This is a genomic window from Pseudomonas kitaguniensis, from assembly GCF_009296165.1.
In the GTDB taxonomy this organism is placed as follows: Bacteria; Pseudomonadota; Gammaproteobacteria; order Pseudomonadales; family Pseudomonadaceae; genus Aquipseudomonas; species Aquipseudomonas kitaguniensis.
Map to the genome: position 1 here is coordinate 1 of NZ_VUAZ01000027.1, position 23,306 is coordinate 23,306.

At 61.5% G+C, this 23,306-nt stretch carries 12 protein-coding genes and 1 pseudogene; 6 read left to right on the top strand and 7 right to left on the bottom strand.

Features of this window, described 5'->3' with window-relative positions:
• Window positions 1–110: 110 nt before the first annotated feature.
• Together F0169_RS05775 and F0169_RS05780 are read right to left on the bottom strand one after the other, a co-directional pair.
• Window positions 111–13,006: pseudogene (locus F0169_RS05775) on the bottom strand (non-ribosomal peptide synthetase).
• A 63-nt stretch (window positions 13,007–13,069) separates the two neighbouring features.
• Window positions 13,070–13,822 (bottom strand): thioesterase II family protein, encoded by a 753-nt coding sequence (locus F0169_RS05780; RefSeq protein ID WP_152745982.1) that lies wholly within the window; start codon window positions 13,820–13,822, stop codon window positions 13,070–13,072.
• A gap of 301 nt (window positions 13,823–14,123) precedes the next feature.
• On the opposite strand from F0169_RS05780, the gene F0169_RS05785 reads away from it, so the two are divergent.
• Complete coding sequence (locus F0169_RS05785) at window positions 14,124–14,675, top strand: RNA polymerase factor sigma-70 (RefSeq protein ID WP_058415088.1); 552 nt, start codon at window positions 14,124–14,126, stop codon at window positions 14,673–14,675.
• A gap of 24 nt (window positions 14,676–14,699) precedes the next feature.
• Here the strand turns inward: F0169_RS05785 and F0169_RS05790 are convergent, their stop codons facing one another.
• Window positions 14,700–15,488: a substrate-binding periplasmic protein gene (locus tag F0169_RS05790; protein ID WP_152745983.1), complete on the bottom strand. Its 789-nt coding sequence runs from the start codon at window positions 15,486–15,488 to the stop codon at window positions 14,700–14,702.
• A 257-nt stretch (window positions 15,489–15,745) separates the two neighbouring features.
• Between F0169_RS05790 and F0169_RS05795 the strand changes: the two genes are divergently transcribed.
• Both F0169_RS05795 and ppnP read left to right on the top strand, forming a co-directional pair.
• Window positions 15,746–16,288 (top strand): 3'-5' exonuclease, encoded by a 543-nt coding sequence (locus F0169_RS05795; protein WP_058415090.1) that lies wholly within the window; start codon window positions 15,746–15,748, stop codon window positions 16,286–16,288.
• Between the two features lie 63 nt (window positions 16,289–16,351).
• Window positions 16,352–16,636: a pyrimidine/purine nucleoside phosphorylase gene (ppnP, locus tag F0169_RS05800; protein ID WP_152745984.1), complete on the top strand. Its 285-nt coding sequence runs from the start codon at window positions 16,352–16,354 to the stop codon at window positions 16,634–16,636.
• Window positions 16,637–16,871: 235 nt separating this feature from the next.
• Here ppnP and F0169_RS05805 read toward each other — a convergent pair whose 3' ends face one another.
• The 3 genes from F0169_RS05805 to F0169_RS05815 form a co-directional block, all read right to left on the bottom strand.
• A complete protein-coding gene (locus tag F0169_RS05805; protein ID WP_152745985.1) occupies window positions 16,872–17,093 on the bottom strand; it encodes a hypothetical protein in 222 nt (73 codons plus the stop codon).
• Between the two features lie 246 nt (window positions 17,094–17,339).
• On the bottom strand, window positions 17,340–18,146 hold the full coding sequence (locus F0169_RS05810; RefSeq protein ID WP_152745986.1) for an MOSC domain-containing protein: 807 nt from the start codon (window positions 18,144–18,146) through the stop codon (window positions 17,340–17,342).
• A 39-nt stretch (window positions 18,147–18,185) separates the two neighbouring features.
• Entirely contained in the window at window positions 18,186–19,121 is a 936-nt protein-coding gene (locus F0169_RS05815) for a chemotaxis protein CheV (protein ID WP_099239287.1), read from the bottom strand.
• Between the two features lie 605 nt (window positions 19,122–19,726).
• Between F0169_RS05815 and F0169_RS05820 the strand changes: the two genes are divergently transcribed.
• The 3 genes from F0169_RS05820 (at window position 19,727) to F0169_RS05830 (ending at window position 22,094) form a co-directional block, all read left to right on the top strand.
• Window positions 19,727–20,173: a hypothetical protein gene (locus F0169_RS05820; protein ID WP_152745987.1), complete on the top strand. Its 447-nt coding sequence runs from the start codon at window positions 19,727–19,729 to the stop codon at window positions 20,171–20,173.
• 371 nt (window positions 20,174–20,544) lie between these two features.
• Window positions 20,545–21,438 carry a sensor histidine kinase gene (locus F0169_RS05825; RefSeq protein WP_152745988.1) on the top strand — a complete coding sequence of 298 codons (894 nt, stop codon included), beginning with the start codon at window positions 20,545–20,547 and terminating at the stop codon, window positions 21,436–21,438.
• On the top strand, window positions 21,435–22,094 hold the full coding sequence (locus F0169_RS05830) for a response regulator (RefSeq protein WP_172979345.1): 660 nt from the start codon (window positions 21,435–21,437) through the stop codon (window positions 22,092–22,094). Before F0169_RS05825 ends, F0169_RS05830 begins: the two co-directional genes overlap by 4 nt.
• Here the strand turns inward: F0169_RS05830 and yegS are convergent.
• Complete coding sequence (gene yegS, locus F0169_RS05835) at window positions 22,053–22,973, bottom strand: lipid kinase YegS (RefSeq protein ID WP_058415097.1); 921 nt, start codon at window positions 22,971–22,973, stop codon at window positions 22,053–22,055. The two genes, F0169_RS05830 and yegS, sit on opposite strands and share 42 nt — an antisense overlap.
• Window positions 22,974–23,306: the final 333 nt, after the last annotated feature.

Genomic DNA, 23,306 nt, shown 5'->3' on the forward strand with positions numbered 1-23,306 from the left:
AAGCCCGCTCCCACAAAAGCAAAGCACATCGGCTGTGTAGGCAAACGCCGCCTTTGATCTGCTTCAACCCCTCTTGTGATCTTGATAGATGCCCTAGCCTGCAACCCCCATCACAACCCCTCCAGCTCCGCCATCAAATCACTCAACCGATCCACCTTCTCCGCGCTGATCTCATTCGCTGCCAGCCCATCGATGTACTCGGCCAACTCCGCCACCGTGCTGCATTCGAACATCGCCCGCAGCGGCACATCCCGTTGCAGAGTTTTCTGCACGCGCGAGGCAATCTGCGTGGCCAGCAACGAGTGCCCGCCCAGTTCGAAGAAGTTGTCGTGCACCCCCACCTTTTCGACGTTCAGCACCTCGGCCCAAATGCCTGCCAAGGTCGTTTCCAACGCATTGCGCGGCGCCACGTAGTCCTGGTCATGCAGTTGACCCATCTCCAACACCGGCAAGGCGTTACGGTCGAGTTTACCGTTGGCATTCAGCGGCAGACGGTCGAGCCATAACCAGTGCAGCGGCACCATGTATTCAGGCAGCTCGGCGCGCAGGTGTTGCTTGATGCGGTCCAGCCGCTCACTTGCGCTCAGCGTTGCATCAGCCGCCACCAAATAACCCACCAAGTGCTTGCCGTTGACGCCTTCCTGCACGCTGACGGCCGCATCACGCACCTGCGGCTGCTCATGCAGGCGCGCCTCGATTTCACCCAACTCGATGCGGTAGCCACGAATCTTCACCTGATGGTCGATGCGCCCTACATATTCCAGCACGCCATCGCTGCGCCGACGCGCCAGGTCGCCCGTGCGGTACAAGCACTCGCCCGGTGCGCCAAACGGGTTCGGCACAAACACTTGGGCGGTGCGCAACGGGTCGCTGACATAACCACGGCCAACCCCCACACCCGCCACGCACAACTCACCGACGGCGCCTTGCGGCACCAGCGCGAGCTCGCCATCAAGCACGTACAAACGGTTGTTGTCAGTCGGTGTGCCGATCGGCAGATACGTGCCACGCGTCGACGCCAAATCAACGCGGAAGAACGCCACGTCATCCGAGCATTCCGCCGGGCCATACGCATTCACCAGGCCTATTTGCGGGTAACGCAACAACCACTGATGCGCCAGCTCAGGCGGCATTGCTTCACCGGTCGGCAACATCCAACGCAAGCCGGTAAGGCTCATGTGTTCCTCGGCGAGCATGCCCTGAATCAGCGACGGCACGCTCTCCAGCACGCTGATGCCTTGCGCCTGAACATGCGCCAGCAAGCCTTGCGGGTCATGCGCAACGGTGTTCGGCACGATGGCCACGCGGGCGCCAAACAGCGGCGCGGCGAGGAACTGCCACACCGAAATATCGAAGCTTTGCGAGGCGGTCTGCGCGATCACATCGGCGTCGCTCAAATCGAGGTACGGCCGCTTGCTCAACTGGTTATTAAGCATGCCGCGCTGTTGCACCATCACGCCTTTGGGCAAGCCGGTGGAGCCCGAGGTGTAGATCACATACGCGAGGTTATCCGGGCCGCTATAAACACCGGGGTTTTCACCATGGCCAGGCACTTCCTCCCACACCAGCAACTGGCAGTCGCTGCCTTCGAGCAGTTCAATGGCCTGCTCACGGCACGCCTCGCTGCACACCAGCAACGGCGTTCGGCTCAGCTCGATAATACGGCTCAAACGCTGGCTCGGCAGGCCAGGGTCGAGTGGCAGGTAACCGGCACCGGCCTTGAAGCTGCCGATGATCATGCCCAGCAGGTCGAGGTTACGCTCGGCCAACAACGCCACCGGTTGATCCAGGCCCACGCCCGCCGCGATCAACGCGTGGCCCAGCCCGTTACTGCGCCGGTTCAACTCGGCATAGGTCCATTGCTGATCGAGGCAACTGGCGACGATGCGCTGCGGATGCGCGGCCACTTGCGCTTCAAACAACTCGATGTAACTACGCTCAAGCGGGTAGTCATGCTCGCTCTGGTTGCAGCCATGCAACAGAAACTCACGTTCTTGCGCGCCAATCAACGGCAGGTCGGCCATGTCGCCATGGAAGCCCTGCACCAGCGCCAGCAGCAGGCGCTTGAACTCGCCGAGCATGCCTTGCACGGTGGTTTCGTCGAAGTAACGCTGGTCGTACGACAGGTGCAGGCCCAACTCATCGCCCGGATAACACACGGCCGTCAGCGGGAAGTTAGTGTGGGTGCGGCCCGAATCCGAGGTCGCATTCAGGCTTTGCGCGCGGTCGAGCACCGAGACTTCTACCGGTGCGTTTTCAAACACGAACAGGCTGTCGAACAGCGGCTGGCCCTTGGGCAATTCGCTGAGTTCCTGCAGCGTCACCAACGGCACGTATTCGTACTCGCGCAGCTGCATGTTGCTGTCGAGCAAGCCGCTCAGCCACTCGCGCACGCTGCAACGCTGGTCGTCTTCGGGCAGTTTGACGCGCAGCGCGATGCTGTTGATAAACAGGCCGACGGTGCGTTGCATTTCGGGCATTTCAACCGGGCGACCGGCCACGGTGACGCCGAACAGCACGTCACGCTCGCCGCTCAAACGGCGCAGCACCAACGCCCATGCGGCCTGGGCGAAGGTGTTGACGGTGAGCTGATGGGCTTGGGCCAGTTCACGCAATTGCGCGCCGTCGCGTGCCTCCAGGCGGGTGTAACAATCGCCCACCAGCATGCCGCCGCTGTGGCCTGCGTGTTCACGCAGGAACGGCCGGTCGCTCGGGATCGGCGTGGTGCGCTCAAAACCTTGCAGGTTCTGCTGCCACCATTCGCGCGCCTGGGTGAGGTTCTGGCGTTGCAGCCAGGCGATGTAGTCGCGATAGCGCGGCGGCGTGGCCAACTGCGCCTCGCGGCCTTCACCGAGGGCCATGTAAATGTCGAAAAAATCATTCATCAGCAGCGAACGGCACCAGGCATCGATGAGGATGTGGTGGTTGCTCATCATGAACCAGTAGCTCGCTTCAGCCACACGAATCAGGCGCAGGTGGAACGGAGCCTGGTTGAGCAGATCGAAGCCGGCTTCACGCTCGGCCTTGAGCAGCGCTTGCAGGCGCGGTTCGTGTTGGCTGTGCGGGTCGGCGCTCCAGTCCAGGTAGTCAATCGGGGGGCTGCCGGGTTTGTGGATCACTTGCAGCATGTTTGCGCCGACGTTCCAGCAGAACGACGCGCGCAAGGCTTCGTGGCGTGCGATCACGGCCTGCCAGGCTTGAGCGAAACGTTCTGGGTCCAGCGCGCTGTTGATGCGGTAACGGTCCTGCATGTAGTAGAGGCCGGTGCCCGGTTCCAGCAGCGTGTGCAGCAGCAGGCCTTCCTGCATCGGGGTCAGCGGGTAGACGTCTTCAATCACGCTGGCCGGCACCGGCAAGGCATCCAGTTGTGGCTGGGTCAGGTGCGCGAGCGGGAAGTCGGACGGCGTGAGGCCGCCGGCATCTTCCTGCAAGCAATGCGCGATCAGGCTGTGCAGTTCAGCCACGTAGGCATCCGCCAATGCGCGGATGGTCTGCGGGTCATGCCGTTCGCGGCTGAAGGTCCAGCGCAGCACCAGTTCACCGCCATACACCTGGCTGTCGACGCTCAACTGATTGGGCAGCGGCGCGTGCGGGTCATGCGCTTGGCCTGCAGACTCATCGAGTGGGTGAAACAGCGCATCGGCGCCGAAACTCTGATCGAACTGGCCAAGGTAGTTGAAGGTAATATCGGCGCCCGGCAGTGCGGCCATGCTGTGTTTGCACAGGTCGTCTGCCAGGTAACGCAGCACGCCGTAGCCCAAGCCTTTGTGCGGCACACCACGCAGTTGCTCTTTGATTGCCTTGATCGATGCGCCCTGCTCCGCTAACGGCGTCAGGCGCAATGGATAAGCACTGGTGAACCAGCCGACGCTGCGCGTCAGGTCGATGTCATCGAACAGGCTTTCGCGGCCATGCCCTTCGAGTTGGATCAACGCCGAGTCGTGGCCGCTCCAGCGGCACAGCACGCGGGCCAGCGCGGTCAGCAGCAAGTCGTTGACTTGGGTGCGGTAGGCACTCGGCGCCTGTTGCAACAACTGGCGAGTGTGCTCGGCGCTGAGGCGCACGCTGAGCGTGTCGGCATCACGGTTGCGCAGTGAACCGTGCGGGCGATCCACCGGCAGCCTGACCGCAGGCCCGGCCAATTGGCCTTGCCACACACTCAACTCTTCGCGCAGCGACTCGCTGCCGGCATACGCTTGCAAACGCGCGGCCCAATCACGCAACGCGCTGGTCTTGGCCGGAAGGCTGACAGACTGGCCGTCGCTGAGTTGGCGGTAAACGCTTTGCACATCCTCCAGTAATACGCGCCAAGACACGCCGTCCACCACCAGGTGATGCACCGCGATCAGCAGGCGTTGCTGGCCTTGTGGGCCGTCGACCAGCAAGGCGCGCAGCAACGGGCCGTGTGCCAGGTCGAGGCTGCGTTGGGTGTCGGTAAACAGCGCGGTGCACTGCGCCATATCACGCACCTGCGCTTGCATCAGCACACTGCCTTCGGGCACGGCCAAATGCTCGGCGTGCCATTGCGCATCGCGCTGGGTGAAGCTCAGGCGCAACGCATCGTGGTGTTCCAGCACCGCCCACAGGGCTTGCTCCAGGCGATGCGGGTCGAGCAGTTGCAGGGGTTGCAGCAGCAACGCCTGGTTCCAGTGCTGACGCGCCGGGATGTCGGTGTCGAAGAACCAATGCTGGATCGGCGTAAGGCCCGAAGGCCCGGTCAACAGGCCTTGCTCGGCGCTGAACTGCTCGCTGCGGGTGGCCACGGCGGCCAGGGTTTGCACGGTCTGGTGCTGGAACAAATCGCGCGGGCTGAAATGAATCCCGGCCTGCCGCGCACGGCTGACCACCTGGATCGACAGGATCGAATCGCCGCCCAGTTCAAAGAAGTTGTCGTGCAGGCCGACTTGCTGCACGTTCAACACGGCGCACCAGATGGCCGCGAGGCTTTGCTCCAGCGCGTTGCGTGGCGCGACGTAGTGTTGGCGGTTGGCCTCGGGGTCGGGTTGCGGCAAGGCACGCCGGTCGAGCTTGCCGTTGGCGGTCAGCGGCATGCTGTCGAGCACAATCAAGTGCGCGGGCACCATGTAGTCGGGCAACTGTGCCTTGAGGTGCGCCTTCAGCGCATCACGCAAAGTGACGTGGTCGGCGTCGCTGACCAGGTACGCCACCAATTGCTTGCCACTCGGCGAGTCCAGCGCCAGCACTACCGCTTCGCGCACCGCCGCGTGTTCCAGCAAGCGCGTTTCGATTTCACCCAGCTCGATACGGAAACCGCGAATCTTGACCTGATGGTCGATACGGCCCACGTACTCCACCAGGCCATCGGCGCGTTGACGCACCAGGTCGCCGGTGCGGTACAAACGCCCGCCATTCGCGGCAAACGGGTCGGCAACAAAACGCTCGGCGGTGATGCCCGGACGCTGGTGATAGCCCTGCGCCAGGCCGGCACCGCCGATGTACAACTCGCCGGTGGCACCGTGCGGCACCAGCGCCAGGTCGGCGTCGAGAATGTAGCCCGTGCGGGCACCAATAATGCTGCCAATCGGCACGCTGCTGGCGCCTTCTTCCAACTGTTCCGGCGCCAGGCTGGCCAGCGGCATCACCACGGTTTCGGTGGGGCCGTAGGCGTTGAAAAACACCGTAGGCTGGAACGCTGCGCGAATGCGTTGCAGGTGTTCGCCGGTCAAGGCTTCGCCGCCGGTGATGCACATGCGCACCGGCAGGGTCTGCTGCTGAGTCGCCAGCCATTGCGCCAACTGGCTGCCGTAGCTCGGGGTAAAGCCCAGAATGTTGACGCGATGCTCGCGAATCAACCCGCAGATTTCCTCGGCGTCCCACTGGCCCTGAGCACGCAAAACCACCTGCGCACCGCTGAGCAACGGCACCAGCAAACGCTCGGTGGCCGCGTCAAAGTTGATCGAATAAAAGTGCAGCTCGCAGTCGTCAGGGCGCATGCCGAAGCGCTGGATAACGGCCTGGCAATGCATGGCGATTTCAGCGTGGTTCACCACCACGCCTTTGGGCTTGCCGGTGGAGCCGGAGGTATAGATCAGGTAAGCCTGGTGTTGCGGCAGGCTGATAAACGGCGGTTCACTCGCCGGGTAATTCGCCAGCACCGGCGAGTCATCTTCCAGGCACCAGCACGCCACATTCACTGGCAGCTCACCCAGCGCCTGGAACATCGCCGCGTCGCTGAGCAACAGGCCGATGTCGCTGTCTTCGATCATGTAATGCAGCCGGTCCAGCGGGTATTCCGGGTCCAGCGGCACATAGGCGCCGCCGGCCTTGAGGATCGCCAACAGGCCGATAACCATTTCCAGCGAGCGTGGCAGCGCCAAGCCGACGCGCACCTGCGGGCCGACGCCGCGCTCACGCAGCATCCAGGCCAAACGGTTGGCGCGCGTGTCCAGTTCACGGTAGCTGAGGGTCACGCCGGCAAAGGTCAACGCAGGCGCATCGGCACGCGCCTGCGCTTGCTGGCTGAACAGTGAATGGATGCACTGGTCGAGGCGATGCTCGCCGGGCTCGGCGCCCAAGCTGTGCTGCAACGCACGTTGCTCGGTGGTGGTGAGCAACGGCAGTTCGCTGAGGCGTTGCTCGGGGCTCGCGATCAACGCTTCAAGCAGGTTGCGCCAATGTTCAGCCATGCGCGCAATGCGCGGCTCATCGAACAGGTCGGTGCTGTACGTCAGGCAGCAACCCAGGCGATGGTCGAGGTCGGTGACTTCCAGGTTGAGGTCGAATTTGGTCGCACGCGCATCGTTGGCCAAATACTCGACGGCCATGCCGGCGAGTTGGCGGCTTTGCTGGAATTCCCAGCGCTGCACGTTGCACATCACTTGGAACAACGGGTTATACGCCGCGCTGCGCGGCGGTTGCAGCGCTTCCACCAGATGGTCGAAGGGCAAGTCCTGGTGGGACTGACCTTCGATCACGGTGTGGCGTACCTGCTCGAACAACTCAGCCACTGTCATCTGCCCGGTCAGTTGGCAACGCAGTACTTGGGTGTTGAGGAACGCGCCGATCAGCCCTTCGCTTTCCGGGCGAATGCGGTTGGCCACCGGCGCACCGATGCGCAGGTCGGTCTGGCCGCTGTAGCGGTAAAGCAACACGGCCAGGGTGGCGGTCATGGTCATGAACAAGGTCAGGCCACGTTCGGCATTGAAGGCACGCACGCGGGCGGCCAGCTCGTCGCTCAGGTCGAAGCGGTACAGCTCGCCCTGGTGGCTTTGCACCGGCGGCCGTGGGCGGTCGCCGGGCAGTTCGAGCAACGGGTGTTCGTCGCCCAGTTGCGCGGTCCAGTAGTCGAGTTGACGCTGGCGCTCACCCGCCTCCAGCCACTCACGCTGCCACACGCTGTAGTCGAGGTACTGCACCGGCAACGGCGCCAGCGGCGACAAGCGTTCATCAATAAAGGCCTCGTACAATGCGCTGAGTTCACGCGCAAAGATGTCCATGGCCCAGCCTTCGGTGACGATATGGTGCAGGGTCAGCACCAGGTAATGCTCGCGCTCGCAGGCTTTGACCAGGCATGCGCGCAGCAACGGCCCGGTTTCCAGGTTGAAGGGCGTGTGGGCTTCATGGTCGGCGAGTTTTTGCAGGCGCTGTTGACGCTCGGCGTCATTCAGCGCCGAAATATCCTGCCAGTCCATGCGCAAGCCGGTTTGCGCAGAGACCCGCTGATACGCCACACCGTCGACGCTTGGGAAGGTGGTGCGCAGGGTTTCGTGGCGCATGATCAGCGCTTGCAACGCCGCCTCGAAACGCCCCACATCGAGCACCCCGCGCAGGCGCGCCATGCCGCCGACGTTGTAGGCCGGGCTGTGCGGTTCCATCTGCCAGAGGAACCACATGCGTTGCTGCGAATAAGACAACGGCACCGGCTGGCTGCGGTCGACCCTGGCGATTGCGCTTTGCTGGTTGCGCAGGCCCGAGGCCTGGATCAGCCCGACTTGCTCGGCAAACGCCGCCAGCTCGCTGGCCTCGAACAAGGTGCGCAGCGGCAGTTCGACGTCACACACCTGACGGGTGCGCGAGATAATTTGCGTGGCCAGCAACGAATGGCCGCCGAGGGCGAAAAAGTCGTCACGCAGGCCGATGCGCGGCAGGCCGAGCACTTCGCGCCAAATCGCGGCGATTTGCTGCTGCAACGCGGTTTCAGGTTCAACGTGTTCGCGGGTTTGCCACAGCGGTTCCGGCAATGCGCGACGGTCAAGTTTACCGCTTGGGCTGAGGGGCATCGCGTCGAGACGCATCAACTGTGCAGGCACCATGTAGTCCGGCAGCTCGGCGGCCAGGGCGGTTTTGACTGCCTGTGCGTCCAGCTCAAGCGTCGCGGTGTAATAGCCGATCAGTTGCGCATCACGCACCAACACCACGGCTTGGGCGATACCGGCCATGGCCAAAAGGCGCGCTTCGACTTCTTGCGGCTCGACCCGAAAACCGCGCAGCTTGACCTGCTGGTCGAGGCGGCCGAGGTATTCGATTACCCCGTCTGCGCCCCAGCGCACACGGTCACCGGTGCGGTACAGGCGCGCGCCCGCCGCGCCCAACGGGTCGGCAACAAAGCGTTCGGCGGTCAGCCCGGCGCGGCCCAAATAGCCGCGTGCCAGGCCGATGCCGCCGATGCACAGCTCACCGGGCACACCGGCAGGCTGCGGGTTGAGTTGCTCGTCCAGCACGCGGCAGATCACATTGCCCAGCGGCCGGCCAATCGGCGAGCGCTCGCCATCCTCGGCGGTGCAGTGCCAGTGGGTGACGTTGATCGCGGTTTCCGTCGGGCCGTAACGGTTATGCAATTGCACCGCCGGCAAGCGCGCCAGCACGCGGTTGCGCAACTCGGCGGGCAAGGCTTCGCCACCCGAAAACAGGCGGCGCAGGCTGGTGCATTCGGCCGCCTGCGGCTCGTCGATAAACACCTGCAACAGCGGCGGCACAAAGTGCAGCGTGGTCACGCCAAAGTCTTGCACCAACTGCGCGATGCGCTGCGGGTCACGATGCTCGCCGGGGCCGGCCAGCACCAGCTGGCAACCGGTGATCAGCGGCCAGAAGCATTCCCACACCGACACGTCAAAACTGATCGGCGCCTTTTGCATCAGCACATCGCTGTCGTTCAGTTGGTAAGTGGCCTGCATCCATTGCAGCGCTCGGCCAGCGCCGCGTGCGTGTTGCCCACGCCCTTGGGTTGGCCGGTGGAGCCGGAGGTGTAAATCACGTACGCGAGGTTGTCGCCGTGCAGGTGCAGGCCCGGCGGCTGGGTCGGCCAACTGTCGAGGTGCAGGCTGTCCATGGCGATCACGCACACGCCGTCGGTGGCCGGTAACAGCTCAAGCAGCGAGTTTTGCGTCAGTAGCAGGTGCACGCCGCTGTCTTGCAGCATGTAGGCCAGGCGCTCGGCGGGGTAGTCCGGGTCGAGCGGTACGTAGGCGCCACCGGCCTTGATGATCGCCAGCAAGCCGACCAGCAGTTGCGGCGAACGCTCGGCGGCGATGGCCACGCGCACATCCGGGCCGACGCCTTTGTCGCGCAGGTAATGCGCCAGGCGGTTGGCTTGGGTGTGCAACTGGGCGAACGTCAGGCTGCCGTTTTGCCAAACCAGTGCGGGGTTATTCGAGGTGTGTTGGTTGAGCAGTTCGGGCAACCACACCTGCGCCGGGGTGCAAGGCGCTTCGCTGCACAGCTGCACTTCGCCTGCGTGCATCAGCTTCAGGTCGCCAATGGCGTGTTGCGGATGCTCGCAGACGCCTTGCAGCAGGCTGATGTAGTGCTCGGCCAAGCGCTGGATGGTTGCGCTGTCGAACAACTCATCGGCGTAATCAAAAGACAGGCTCAGGCGCCCGTTGCGGTCTTCTTCGCTGTGCAGTTGCAGGTCGAACTTGGCTTCGCGGCTGTGCCACGGCAGCTCGTCGGCAAGCATGCCCGGCAGGCGGCGCAAAGCGCTCAGGTCGCGTTGCTGGTGGTTGAACATGACCTGGAACAGGCCTTGTTCGCGGGCTTGCGGGAAGGCTTCCAACAGTTGTTCGAACGGCAGGTCTTGATGCGCCTGCGCACCCAACGCCGCGTGGCGGGTTGCGGCCAACAGCCGATCGAACGGCAGGCGCCCGTCCAGTTCGGCGCGCAGCACCAGCGTATTGATGAAAAAGCCGACCAAACCCTGGGTTTCCTGGCGCGGACGGTTGGCATTCGGCACGCCGATGCGTATATCGCGCTGGCCGCTGTAGCGATACAGCAGGCTTTGGAATGCCGCCAGCAACAGCATGAACGGCGTGGCTTGGTGGGCTTGAGCGGTTTGGCGAAGCGCCGCGCTGAGGTTCACGCTCAAGCGCACGCTGTGGCGCGAGGCGCTATGGCGCTGTTGCGCTGTGCGTGGGTGGTCGGTGGCCAGGCTCAGGGTCGGATGCTCATCGCCCAACTGTTCCCGCCAATACGCCAGTTGCCGCTGGCCCTCACCTGCGGCCAGCCATTCACGCTGCCAATTGCCGTAGTCGGCGTACTGCAAGGCCAGTGGCGGCAGCGCGAGGGTTTGGCCCTGCGCGGCGGCGGCGTACAGGCGCGAGAATTCGTCGATAAGAACAGTCAGCGACCAGCCATCGGCGATGATGTGGTGCAGCGTGACCAGCAACTGGTGGTCTTCATCGTCCAGGCGCACCAGCGTTACCCAAAACAGCGGGCCTTTTTCCAGGTTAAACGAGGTGCGCGCCTGCTCTTCGCGAATCTGTAGCGCACGCGCTTCGCGCTCAGCCTCAGGCAGGTCGCACAGGTCTATAACGCGCAGGTCAAAGTCGGTGGTTGCATCGACGCGCTGGAACGCCTGGCCATCGCGCTCGTAGAAGCGCGTGCGCAGCGCTTCGTGGCGCTGGATCAGTTGCTCAAAGCTTGCGCGCACGGCGTCTTCGTCCAACTCACCGCGCAGGCGCAGGCCGCCGGGAATCGTGTAGGCGCTGCTGTGCGGGTCGAGTTGCCAAGTAATCCACAGGCGGTTTTGTGCCAGTGATTGCGGCAGCTCGTGTTGGCGCGACAGGGCGTGAATCGTGCCTTGAACAACGCCGCCGGCGTGCTGCAAGTGCGCGACATTCGCGGCAAACGCCGCCAGCGTTGGCGCTTCAAACAGCATGCGCAGGTTGAGTTCCAGGCCGAGGTATTCACGCAGACGCGCGACCACTTGGGTGGCGCTGATGGAGTTACCGCCGAGCAGGAAGAAGTGATCGTCAGCGGCGATCGTCGACACGTGTAATTGCTCGCACCAGATCGCCGCAATCTGCTGTTGCAGCTCGGTTTCAAGTGCCGCATCGCTCACCTGCACGCGCAGATCCGGGAACTGCGCATAGCTGTCGAGGCTGCCATCGGCGTGGCGAAGCGCACACGCCGAACGCTGCACCTTGCCGCTGGAAGTCTTCGGCAATGCGCCAGGGTTGAGCAGCACGACCACGCTCGGGGCTTGTTGACAGGCCTCGGCCACGGCTTGGCGGATGGCGTTGATCAACGCCTCGGACGGCAGGATTTTCTGCACGCTGCGGCTGATTTCTACAGCTATGCCAATGCCTTCGAGGCCTTGGTCATTCACCGCAAAGGCGGCGACACGGCCCTTGCGTACCGCGTCGATTTCGCGCTCGACGGTTTGCTCGATGTCTTGCGGGTACAGGTTGTGTCCGCGCACGATCAGCAGGTCTTTCAGGCGGCCGGTGATGTACACCTCGCCTTCGCGGATAAAGCCCAGGTCGCCGGTGCGCAGCCAGGTGCGGCCAGCCTGTTGCACAAACGTTTTGGCGCTGGCCTCGGGGTTGCGCCAGTAGCCATGGGCGATGCTCGGGCCGCTGGCCCACAGCTCACCGACGCAGTTGTCCGCCAGTTCGCTCAAGGTGTGCGGGTCGGCAATCAGCACCGCGTGGTCGGGCTGGTGGGTGCCGCAACTCATGATCGCAGCGCCCTGCCCCGGCTCGGCGCGGTTGCTGGCCAGCGCCTGGTCATCCACGCGCAACGCCGGGATGCCGTGGCCACGGCGGCCGCCTGCGACAAACAAGGTCGCCTCAGCCAGCCCGTAGGAAGCAAAGAAGTTATTCGCGCTGAAACCGCAGGCGGCGAACTTCTCGGCGAAGCGTTCCAGGGTGTCGAGGCGGATCGGTTCGGAGCCCGAATACGCCACGCGCCATTGGCTCAAATCCAAGCGTTCCAGCGCCGACTCACTGACCCGCTCGCTGCACAGGCGGTAGGCGAAATCCGGACCACCGCTGATGGTGCCGCCGTATTCGCTGATCGCTTCCAGCCAGCGCAGCGGCCGCGCCAAAAAGTACGCCGGTGACATCAGCACGCACGGCACGCCACTGAAAATCGGTTGCAGCAACCCGCCGATCAAGCCCATGTCGTGGTACAGCGGCAGCCAACTGACGATGACGTCATGCGGGTTCAGGTCGATGCCAAAACCGCGACGGATCAGCACTTCGTTGGCCACCAGGTTACCGTGGCTGACTTGCACGCCCTTGGGCAACGCGGTGGAGCCCGAGGTGTATTGCAGGAAGGCGATGTCGTCGGCGTGCAGTTCGGGTTCGACCCAGCCGCCGGCGATCTGTGCATCGAGGGTGTCGACGCGCAACACCGGCGGCGCGCCCTCAAGCTGCGCCAGGCCGTCGCCGAGGCTGGCGATGGTCAGCAGCAGGCGCGGTTCGGCATCGCTGATGATCGACAGCAGGCGCTCCTGGTGATGACGGCGAGTGGACTCGGGTGGATACGCCGGCACCGCAATCACCCCGGCGTACAGGCAACCAAAGAACGCCGCGACGTAGTCCGGGCCACTCGGGAACAACAGCACCGCACGGTCGCCCAACGCCGCATTGGCCTGCAAGGCCGCCGCGATGGTACGGGCGCGCTGGTCCAGGTCGCGGTAGCTGAGCAGCACCGTGTGCTCGGCGGTTTCGGCGAGAAAGCGCAAGGCCAGTTGATCCGGGGTCTGCGCGGCGCGACGTTGAAGAGACTGGACCAGAGTGCGGGGAAGTTCGAAGGCGTCCATCATGGGGTTCCTGCCTGAAATCGGCTTACGGGAAAATCGGCTACAAAAAATCGACAGCGCGGCTGTTCAGCCAGCGGCCACTTGCCGCGTCGCAACACTGCGCCAGCGGGCCAGGTGCTCCTCGGCATAGCGGCGCAGGCAACGCAGCACGGCGCTTTCGTGCTGCACGATGAAAAAGTGGTGACCGTCGAACATGTCGAGCGAAAAGCCGCTGGCCGCGTCCGCCTGCCAGTCGAGCAACTGGTCGGCGCGCACGCTGTCTTGCTTGCCGCCGAACACGTGAATCGGCATGCCCAGCGGCTCGCGCCGGCCGTAGTTGAAACTGCCGCACAGCAGGAAGTCGGCGCGCAGAATCGGCAGCATCAACTGCATCAACTCGGGGTTGGCCAGGGCTTCTTCGGCAGTGCCTTGCAGTTCACGCAGGCGGGCGATCAGTTGCTCATCGGATTTTTCGAGGGCGTATTCGCTGGCATCGCGGTGCGCCGGGCCAGCCGTACCTGAGGCGAATAACGCCAGCGGCGCGGGTGAACCGCGTTCACGCAGCGCATGCGCCAATTCGAACGCCAACAAGCCGCCAAGGCTGTGGCCGAACAAGGCGTACGGCGTGTTCAGGTCACGGCTGATTTCAGCCGCCAATTGCGCAGCCAGCGCCTTGATGTCGCGCTGCAACGGCTCATCCATGCGCATGCCGCGCCCAGGCAATTCAAGCGGGCAGACCTGCAACCAATCCGGTAAAGCCCGACGCCAACGCGCATACACCATGGCGCTGGCCCCCGAATAAGGCAGGCAAAACAGCCGCAGTCGAGTGGCGGCGCTCATCGCTTGAGGGCGCCAAACTGAAACACCTTGTATGCACGGTAAAAACCCATTTCGTCCTCCTGCGGGCGCTGATCCTTGGCCCTTCAGCTAACGGACCTGTCACCCATGAGAACGGACGGCGTCGGCAGATAATTAGTCCTTCACAGAAGCGAGACGGGGTTCACACCTACCGCTCAGGCATAAGATTAGTTCGTCTTCTCATTTGACAATCATTATCATTAAGCATAATTTGTTGCCCGATGTGTAGGAGGCTTCAGCACGGACGCCCTCCCCTAACCCATTTTGCGACCAGGTGATTTCCATGACGGAACAAGTATCCACAGGCAGGTGCGACTCACCGCTTCTTCAGGCATTCGTCGACAATCGTTTGATTCTGGTGAAGATCGCGGCCCGTATTACCGGCTGCCGCTCGCGCGCCGAAGACGTCGTGCAGGACGCGTATTTCCGCCTGCAATCGGCACCGACGATCACCTCATCGTTCAAGGCCCAACTGAGTTATCTGTTCCAGATTGTGCGCAACCTGGCGATTGATCACTACCGCAAGCAAGCGCTGGAGCTCAAATACTCCGGGACGGAAGAGGAAGGCTTGAATGTGGTTATCCACGGCGCGTCACCGGAAAACTCCCACATTAATTTCAACACGCTGGAAAACATCGCCGACGCGCTGACGGAATTGCCGCAACGCACCCGTTACGCGTTCGAGATGTACCGCCTGCATGGCGTGCCGCAAAAGGACATCGCCAAGGAACTCGGCGTATCGCCGACCTTGGTGAACTTCATGATTCGCGATGCGCTGGTGCACTGCCGCAAGGTCTCGGGCACACACAGCGACACGTTTGCACGGCGGGTCTGATCGCGGTTTGAGCGGGCTGTGGACTCAGTGCGGCGCCATCACATCGATGCGGTACGGCTCGAATATCTTCAACAGCTCCCCGCTGTCGCGCAGCCGCTTGAGCAGGTCGGCAAACACCGCACCGCTGATCGGCGCCTTGGGCCGCAGCAACGCGTAGTGGTGATACACCTGGTCAATGCGTTTTGAGACCAGAAACTGCCCAGCCATTTCTGCATTACGCGCCATGAAATCACTCAAGTACGAACGAGTAACCAGCGCGATGTCGGCACGCCCGCGCGCCACCATCAGCAGGTTGCTGTCATGCGAATAGGTCAACGTGGCGTTGAAATGGTCGGCCATGTATTTGGGGTCGGGGTTGAAGTTGGCGAAGGCGTAGTGATAGCCGCTGAACACCGCCAGACGCTTGCCGGAAAGGTCAGCGAAATAAAGCTGGTCGCGCCCTGGCTTACGCTCGGCGACGAACACTTCTGCATCCTCAAGGTGCATATCGACGCTGGTGTGCGCAATGTTCTGCCAGCCCCAGTCGGGGTTTTCGAAGATGGCCATGTCGACCCGGCCTTGCTCGAAATCCCGAAAGCGCCGCGGAATCGAGGTTGGCACCAGCACAAACTGGTAGTCGGTTTGCGCAGCGTTCAGCGCTTCTACCAATTGCGGCAATATCCCGGTGTCGGCGCCTTGCTCCGGGCGCACGGTATACGGCGGAAAATGCGCGGCGCCGATCCTCACCATTTGCGCAGCCGACGCCGGCATCCACGCTGCGCTGCCCAGTGCCCATAAAGTTAGTCCTGCAGCCAGCCGCCATGGCGAAAACATTGAGGCACACACCGTTTAATACTCTGAGGGCGATAAGCTAGGCGTTTTTGTCAGGTGAGACAACTTTTCACCGGTAAATTAATAGCTTGCGCCTTGATCCGCGTTAAAGGCGGGGCGCACAGCGTGCCAAGCGGCATGACCACGCAGAGCGTGGGCACTATCAATTGACGCGGAGATTGAATCAGCGCTGGGCGGAACTACAAGGCCGGGCTACGCTCTATCCCCATCAGGAAAGGATGAGTACGGGAACCTGCGCGATGCCTCATTGGCTGATTATTGACCTTGAAGCCACAACGGATGAAGGCGGCTGGCCCGTGACGGAGATGGAGGTCATCGAAATCGGCGCGAGCCTGGTAAACCGCCAGGGCCGCGAGCTGGATCACTTTCAGCGTTTTGTGCGGCCACTGCGTCGGCCACTGTTGACGCCGTTCTGCCGTCAACTGACGCACATCACCCAAGCCAATATCGACGGCGCGGCAGCGTTCACCGAGGTGTGGCCGTTGTTCGAACGCTGGCTGGGCCAGCATCAAAAACACCTGGAAGGCTGGGCCAGTTGGGGTGACTATGATCGCCAGCAACTTGAGCTCGAATGGCAACGCCATGGCTTGAACAGTGCGCTTGCGCAAACGCTGCATGTGAACCTCAAGCAGCGTTTCGCCAAGGCGCGGCGACTGGACAAACCGCTCGGGCTCAATGGCGCCCTGCAATTGGCGGGGATGCAGTTTCAAGGCCAGCAACATCGGGCGCTGGAGGATGCGCGCAATACCGCGCGCCTGCTGCCGCTGATTTTGCCGGTCTAGGCAGCTCCCCTGGCCTTGGGCATACTGGCCAACCTTTACAGACCCTGTTTCGAGGAATCGCCCATGTTTAAAGTCAACGAGTACTTCGACGGCACCGTCAAGTCGATCGCTTTCGGCACCGCAGAAGGTCCGGCGACCATCGGCGTAATGGCCCCGGGTGAATATGAGTTCGGTACTGACCAGCGTGAAATCATGCACGTCGTGTCCGGCGCCCTGACCGTCAAGTTGCCCGACGCCGACACTTGGGAAACCTTCGACGCCGGCAGCCAGTTCAATGTACCGGCCAACAGCAAGTTCCAGCTAAAGGTTGCGGTAGACACCGCTTACCTGTGCGAATACCGCGGCTAAGCCTTTTAACCACACAATAATCGTCCTCAGGCCAAAAGAGTACGCCGAGCTGAGCCGGAGCGTACTCTCACGGGAGTCTCCCTATACAGGATTAATAAATTTCGACGCGCACGTTAGAAAAATGTGTAGACGGCTAGATAGCCGGAAGATATCCAGCTATTTCAAAGCGTTCCTAGCTGGAAACCTCAATAACGAAACCGACTCGCCTGACGCCGTTTCGCTAACAGCAATAAGTTCAGCGCCCCTCGTCGTCTTGGTACTCGGGCTGCACATAATCAGGATTTTTTCGTTCCTGATAAAAAAGGGTTGCCGAATGAGTTTTTGGACGCAGCTCCACTTTTGATATGTCGTAGAAACACTTCGGATTGCTTGAATCAAATCCTTTTATCGACAGAAATTTTTCACGTGCGGCACTCTCGGTGATGTCAGTTCTCGGCAAGTCCAAGATAAATTCCATCATTCATTCTCCTGAAAGCTATCGCCCAGTCGAGATAACAGAGCTGCCTGGATTTTTGCACTCGGTTTAGAGCTTTCCAACTGTTAGATCTGACAGGTTTTAAGACCCATTCGAAATGCTTCCAGGATTTTGATAACCAATAATGAATGTGTTCGCCAAAGGTGCTTTCATATCAGAACTGATGAGGGATGGTGCCCAGAGGACCGCTCTTCGACAATAATGCCCGCCTTCCCAAAACGGGCATTTTTATTCCAGCACCGTCACCGGCATGCCGACTTCCAGGTGCCCCATGCCATCGTTGACCAGGTTTTGGCCGAACAGCACGTTGCCGTCCTGCTCGCGGTAAGTCTTGAGGGTGGTCAAGGGTTCCCGGTCCGCACTGCGTTCGCCGCTGACGGGGTCGAGGGTGGTGAGCACGCAGCGTGAGCAAGACTTGACCACGCGAAACTCAACCTCGCCGATGCGCACGCGCTTCCAGCCATCTTCGGCAAACGCAGCACTGCCTTCGATCACCAGATTGGGGCGAAAACGCAGCATCTCCATGGGACGGCCGATGCGTTGTGACAAGTCGTCGAGTGACGCCTGGCCGATCAGCAGCAGCGGGAAGCCATCGGCAAAGCCGACCTGATCGTCGTCCCGGCCATAACCGGCTTCGGTGCTGCGCGCCCGCGCAAGCGGCACGTGCACCAGGCGGGTTGGCTTGCCGATAAAGTCAGTGACCCACGCCGCCGCCGCATCGCCCGCATCCGGCACGCGCAACGTATCGCGCCAAATGGTCACACCGCGCAACTCGGCATCACTGCCGGGCAGAGCGACGTCCAGCGGCGCAACGCCTGAAGTACTCAGGGTCAGGCCACCGGCGCTGTGGTACAACGCCGACAACTGGCTCATCTTCGCCACCGCCCGCTGCGTGAGAAACCGCCCGCTGGCTTCGTCGACCAGCATCCAGCGTCGATCCCCGTCCAGCCCCAGTTTATCCAGGCCGATGCGTTGCAAAACCTCGGCCTTGGCGGACTTCAAGGGGTAACGGTATAGCGCGCTGAGACGGAGCATGAGCCTGCGTTCCTGAGGGTAAAAGCCGTCACCCTAAGCTCAAGCCGATGCTTCGTCCAGCATCAGGCGCTGACGCACCACGTCGACCAACTTGTCCGGCTGAAATTTGGACAGGAAGTTATCGCAACCGACCTTCTTCACCATCGAGTCGTTGAAGCTGCCCGACAGCGAGGTGTGCAGCACGACGTAGAGCCCACGCAGGCGCGGGTCATTGCGGATTTCGGTGGTGAGGCGGTAGCCGTCCATCTCGGGCATTTCGGCGTCGGTGAAAATCATCAGCAGTTTGTCGGTCATCACCTGGCCGCTGTCGGCCCAGGCTTTGAGCATATTCAGCGCCTTGAGGCCGTCGCTCGCAACGTGCATATTCACCCCGAGTTGGCCAAGGGTGTCACGCAGTTGCGACAGGGCCACATTGGAGTCGTCGACCAACAGCACTTCACGGCCGCGCGCGCGTTCCAGCACTGGGTCTTCGAGTTTTTCGCGGGAGACCTTGGCGTTGTACGGCACGATTTCGGCGAGCACTTTTTCGACGTCGATGATTTCCACCAACTGGTCATCGACCTTGCTGATGGCCGTGAGGTAATGCTGACGGCCAGCGCTCGCCGGTGGCGGCAGGATAGCTTCCCAGTTCATGTTAACGATGCGATCAACACCGCCGACCAAAAACGCCTGCACCGAGCGGTTGTACTCAGTGACGATAATCGTGCTGTTCGGCCCCGGCACCAGCGGGCGCATGCCGATGGCCTGGGACAAGTCGATCACCGGCAGGGTCTGGCCGCGCAGGTTGACCACGCCGCACACAAACGGATGGCGCTGGGGCATCAGTGTCAGCTTGGGCAGTTGCAACACTTCCTGCACCTTGAACACGTTGATCGCAAACAGTTGCCGCCCAGCCAGGCGAAACATGAGAATTTCCAGGCGATTCTCACCCACCAGTTGCGTGCGTTGATCTACAGTGTCGAGAATGCTGGCCATTAAAAGCTCCTGATGCGCTAAGGGGTTGTGCAGCTCAATTAAGCTTGTTAGCGATCATCGCCAACGAGAACGCGCCTCGCCTGTCAGGCCCAGCGTCTTTGAGTTCTGCGCGAGCAAGCTCTGCTGCTACGCTGTTTATCGGCCGTAAGCGCCAGAGCTTGACCCGGTAAAATGCCACGTAATCTCATTGATGTCACACTGACATCACGACCTACTGCAGAATCATCGCTCGACCTGAAAATCGACGCGAGGTTCCCCGCAGTAAGGGATTCCCCTATACGCAATCAGGTCTAACCTGATATTCGCAATATCTAATAGCCATTAATGTGACGCCATTCTCATTGCATGAATGGAGTCAGGCTTTTGTTTGCCATACCAAGCCCACGGCCCACGGGTCTTTCAGACTTTCACGTGGCGGCAACTGAAGTTGTGGAATCGCCCCCGATAACCTGGCTCCTGCGCAGCCATTGTGATCAATCTAATAAACGTCCTACTGAATTTTCAGAATTGGGCTACAAGCTTCAAACTTATTTCAGCGTTAGTTTTACGCCATTCACCCGGCGCGGCTTCTCATCGCCCGACCTTATGTTGCGGAGACTTGCACGATGAAAAGCGCAAATGAATGGCAAACTGCACTTCCCGAGTTTTTGCTGGAAGCCGAAATGCTCCTGGCCAAATCGCAGGAGTGTTTGAACCATCTGCATTTGATCCGCAACGACAGCGATGCCATCGACTGCATGAAAACGTGCCTTGCGAAAATCGCTGAAAAAGCCGAAGGCTTGTCCCTGCACGCGATCAGCCAATTCTGCCGGCTGATCGAATGCCCGATGACCAACGCCGTGAGCCCGATGCAGCTGCATGACCAGGCGCTAAATGCCTTGCATGACTGCCTGACGCTAGTGGCGTGGCAACTGGCTCTGATCGACCCCCGAACCGGCGAGCTGAGCCTGGACGACTGCGAACAAACCCGGCTGATTGCGGCGGTCATCGCGCAAATCCCACAAAAAGAAATCGGTCCGCACCGGGCGTTTATCAAGCGTTTTGAGTGCTGACCAGGTCGCATTTAATATCTTGGCTATCTAAAAACGACTATATGCCTGCGGGTTCAAACGGCTGCGCGGGCAAAACATATCAATTAGCCATCAGCGCTAAAAATGCTACACACCTACTTAATTAATACCCCTGCCGCCTTTGCACTCTGAGACTCTTTGAACCGGGATCAGGGCGCACGATGTTTGCCTGTTTAGTCAGCCTGTCACGCGAGTCGCCAGGCGACCAACGGTAATAGTAGTGGTACTATGGCCAGCGCGAAGTGGCTCAACTTCATCATGTATAAAAACGTTTCAACAGCGTATTCCAAACAAGGCCCGGTCATTCGCCGTGACCGGTCTTCCCGCAGCAAACCTCATTGGCTCCATCCGCTATGTACGCCAAACTAAAGTCGCTTATCGCAAGGTCCACATCGCGCAGCAATGCACGCAGCATGGTCCTCGTCCTGTGCCTTGGTTCGCTGCTGGTCAGCCTGTGGGCCTACAGCCACAGCGGACCGTTGCCGTTACTCATTTTGCTGCTCAACCTGGCGACCCTCGTGGTGCTGGGCTTGCAACAATGGAGCTCGCGCAAATCGATTAAATTCCAGCCGCAGGAACTGGCCGACCGCCTGCTGCAAGTGCAGGAAAACGAACGCCATCGCCTCAGCCGCGAGCTGCATGACGACATCGGCCAACTGCTGACGGCCGCCAAATTGCAAAGCGAATGGCTCAAGCGCCGCTTGCCACAAGACCTGCAAAGCCAATGCACGGTGCTGTGCAACACGCTGAATGAAACCCTGGCGAAGGTGCGCGACGTGTCCGCCATCCTCAACCCGCGCCAGTTGGCCAGCCTGGGCCTCGAAGCGAGCCTGCGCGCGCACCTGCTCAAAACCCTGGAAAACACCCCGGTTCACTGGAGCCTGGAATGCCGGCAACGGCTGACCGGTATCCCGGAAGAAATGGCGGTGGCGGCATTTCGTATCACCCAGGAAGCGGTCACCAATATGCTGCGCCACGCCCAAGCGAATAATTTGCGGGTACGCCTGCAACGCCTGCCCGAAGGCCTGTCGCTGATGGTGTTTGATGACGGCACCGGCTTTTTGCCTGCCGCCAACCCTGCTGCGCAAGGCCAACGGGGCATGGCCGGCATGTGCGAGCGGGTCGATCAGTTGGGCGGCACCTTGTCGGTCAGCAGCCAGCCAGGACACGGCACCCGGATCGACGCGCTTTTCCCCTGGGCGCCGCGCGCCCTCGAACGGGCCAGTTCCCCTAAGGTTCTCGAGTGACCTGTACGTTACTTTTAGTGGATGACCACGCACTGATCCGCGCCGGCGTACGCGCGCTGGTCGAGGATACCCAAGGCTATACGGTCATTGGCGAAGCCAGCGATGGCGCGCAATTGCTGGAAAAGTACACGGCCCTGCAGCCGGACATCGTGCTGTTGGACCTGTCGATGAAACACACGGGTGGCCTGGACGCGCTACAGCAACTCAAGGCCGCCTACCCCAAAAGCAAAGTGCTGATCCTGTCGATGCACACCGACCCGGAGCTGATCATGCGTGCGCTGGAGTCGGGTGCTCACGGCTACCTGCTCAAAGACACCACGAGCAACGAACTGGAACACGCGCTGACGGCCTTGCGCAATAACGAGCGCTACCTCAGCCCCGCCATTGCCCACACGGTGATCAATCAGGCGCTGACCCGCAGCCAGGGCGCGGCCTCGCCTGTCGCCCACAGCCACAACCTCACGCCGCGCCAGTTGGAAATTCTGCGTTTGATCGTGCGCGGCAAATCCACCCGGGAAATCGCCCACGGCCTCGGCTTGAGCATCAAGACCGTGGAGGCGCATCGCTCGCAAATCATGAAGCGCCTGCAAATATTCGATGTGGCGGGCCTGGTGTTATTCGCCATTCGCGAGCAGATCATCAGCCTGGACGACTAACGGCGAACCCACGGGCAGGTGCACGCGCAGGGCGTTGGGCAGCGCGGAAAAACGCAGGTCATCGCCCTTCAGCGGTTCGCCATCCAGGTTGATGTAAAGCCCCTCGGCCACCTTGATCTCGACCCAAGGCAGGCGCGCGCGTACAAACATGCTGTCCAGGCCCCAGCCGTCGCTCATCAGCGTGAGCAGCGTGCCGACCACTTCCTGCGGCGCCGGCAAGATACTGATGTCGAGCAAGCCATCGTCGGCCAGCGCGCCAGGGCACAGCACATGCCCGCCGCCCGCCTGCCGACCGTTGCCGATACCCAGTGCAAGCAGGTCGCCTTTCCAGTGGAAACCCGGCCCTTCGAGTTCGCCGTAAGCCGACTTCAATTCACTGAAACGCGTCAGGCCGGTGAACAGGTAGGCAGCGCCACCGAGTACTTTTTTCAGGTCTTCAGAGGTGTTGGCGGTGACCTGGCTACCAAAGCCGCCGGTGGCCATATTGAGGAACATTTGCTCGCCCGCCTGGCCAAGGTCGATCGCCCTGGGCGCTACATCGAGCAGCGCCAACGCCTGTGCGGGCTCAAGCGGCACGCCGGCAGCGCGGGCGAAGTCATTGGCGGTGCCCAGCGGCATCATCACCAGGCTGGCGTCGGTTTTGGCCAGCGCCATGGCTTCAGCCACATCGCGCAAGGTGCCGTCGCCGCCACCGGCGATGATGTGCGTGTAACCGTCGGCCAGCGCCTCATTGACCAGGCGCTGGGCGTCGCCGCCCTCCCACGTGACCCGCACCGCCAACTCCCAGCCCAGTTCACGTTGGGCCGTGACGGCTGCGCGTACATCCTCGTTCAGGGCTTGTTTGCCGTGGAGGATCAACAGTGCCTTGGGGGTGGTCATGGGGGGCTTACTCCTGGGTTCAAAGGTGCTTGAAGGATGTTGACCTTTGGCCAGTGAAAAAAAGCCATGCGCGTTGAAAATTAAATGGGTTGAGTGCGGATGTGGCCGCGAGGTTGCTCGCGATGGCGTCGCATTCGGTGTGTCTGAGGGACCGAGGTGCCTGCATCGTGAGGGTTTTGGGTGCATATCCGTTGTTGAGGTTATGGCTTATATCGGTTCCGCTCTTACAGCAAAACCCCGGGGTTTTTAAAACCCCGGGTTTTCCCCTTTTGGGAAAAGGGCCCCAAAATTTTCCCCGGGAAAATTTCCCCGGGAAAATTTTGGGTTTTAAAA

What these genes read in the sequence shown, in the direction of transcription:
- F0169_RS05780 (WP_152745982.1), bottom strand. Translation starts at nt 13,822, where the DNA reads ATGAGCGCCGCCACTCGACTGCGGCTGTTTTGCCTGCCTTATTCGGGG.
- F0169_RS05785 (WP_058415088.1), top strand. Translation starts at nt 14,124, where the DNA reads ATGACGGAACAAGTATCCACAGGCAGGTGCGACTCACCGCTTCTTCAG.
- F0169_RS05790 (WP_152745983.1), bottom strand. Translation starts at nt 15,488, where the DNA reads ATGTTTTCGCCATGGCGGCTGGCTGCAGGACTAACTTTATGGGCACTG.
- F0169_RS05795 (WP_058415090.1), top strand. Translation starts at nt 15,746, where the DNA reads ATGCCTCATTGGCTGATTATTGACCTTGAAGCCACAACGGATGAAGGC.
- ppnP (WP_152745984.1), top strand. Translation starts at nt 16,352, where the DNA reads ATGTTTAAAGTCAACGAGTACTTCGACGGCACCGTCAAGTCGATCGCT.
- F0169_RS05805 (WP_152745985.1), bottom strand. Translation starts at nt 17,093, where the DNA reads ATGGAATTTATCTTGGACTTGCCGAGAACTGACATCACCGAGAGTGCC.
- F0169_RS05810 (WP_152745986.1), bottom strand. Translation starts at nt 18,146, where the DNA reads ATGCTCCGTCTCAGCGCGCTATACCGTTACCCCTTGAAGTCCGCCAAG.
- F0169_RS05815 (WP_099239287.1), bottom strand. Translation starts at nt 19,121, where the DNA reads ATGGCCAGCATTCTCGACACTGTAGATCAACGCACGCAACTGGTGGGT.
- F0169_RS05820 (WP_152745987.1), top strand. Translation starts at nt 19,727, where the DNA reads ATGAAAAGCGCAAATGAATGGCAAACTGCACTTCCCGAGTTTTTGCTG.
- F0169_RS05825 (WP_152745988.1), top strand. Translation starts at nt 20,545, where the DNA reads ATGTACGCCAAACTAAAGTCGCTTATCGCAAGGTCCACATCGCGCAGC.
- yegS (WP_058415097.1), bottom strand. Translation starts at nt 22,973, where the DNA reads ATGACCACCCCCAAGGCACTGTTGATCCTCCACGGCAAACAAGCCCTG.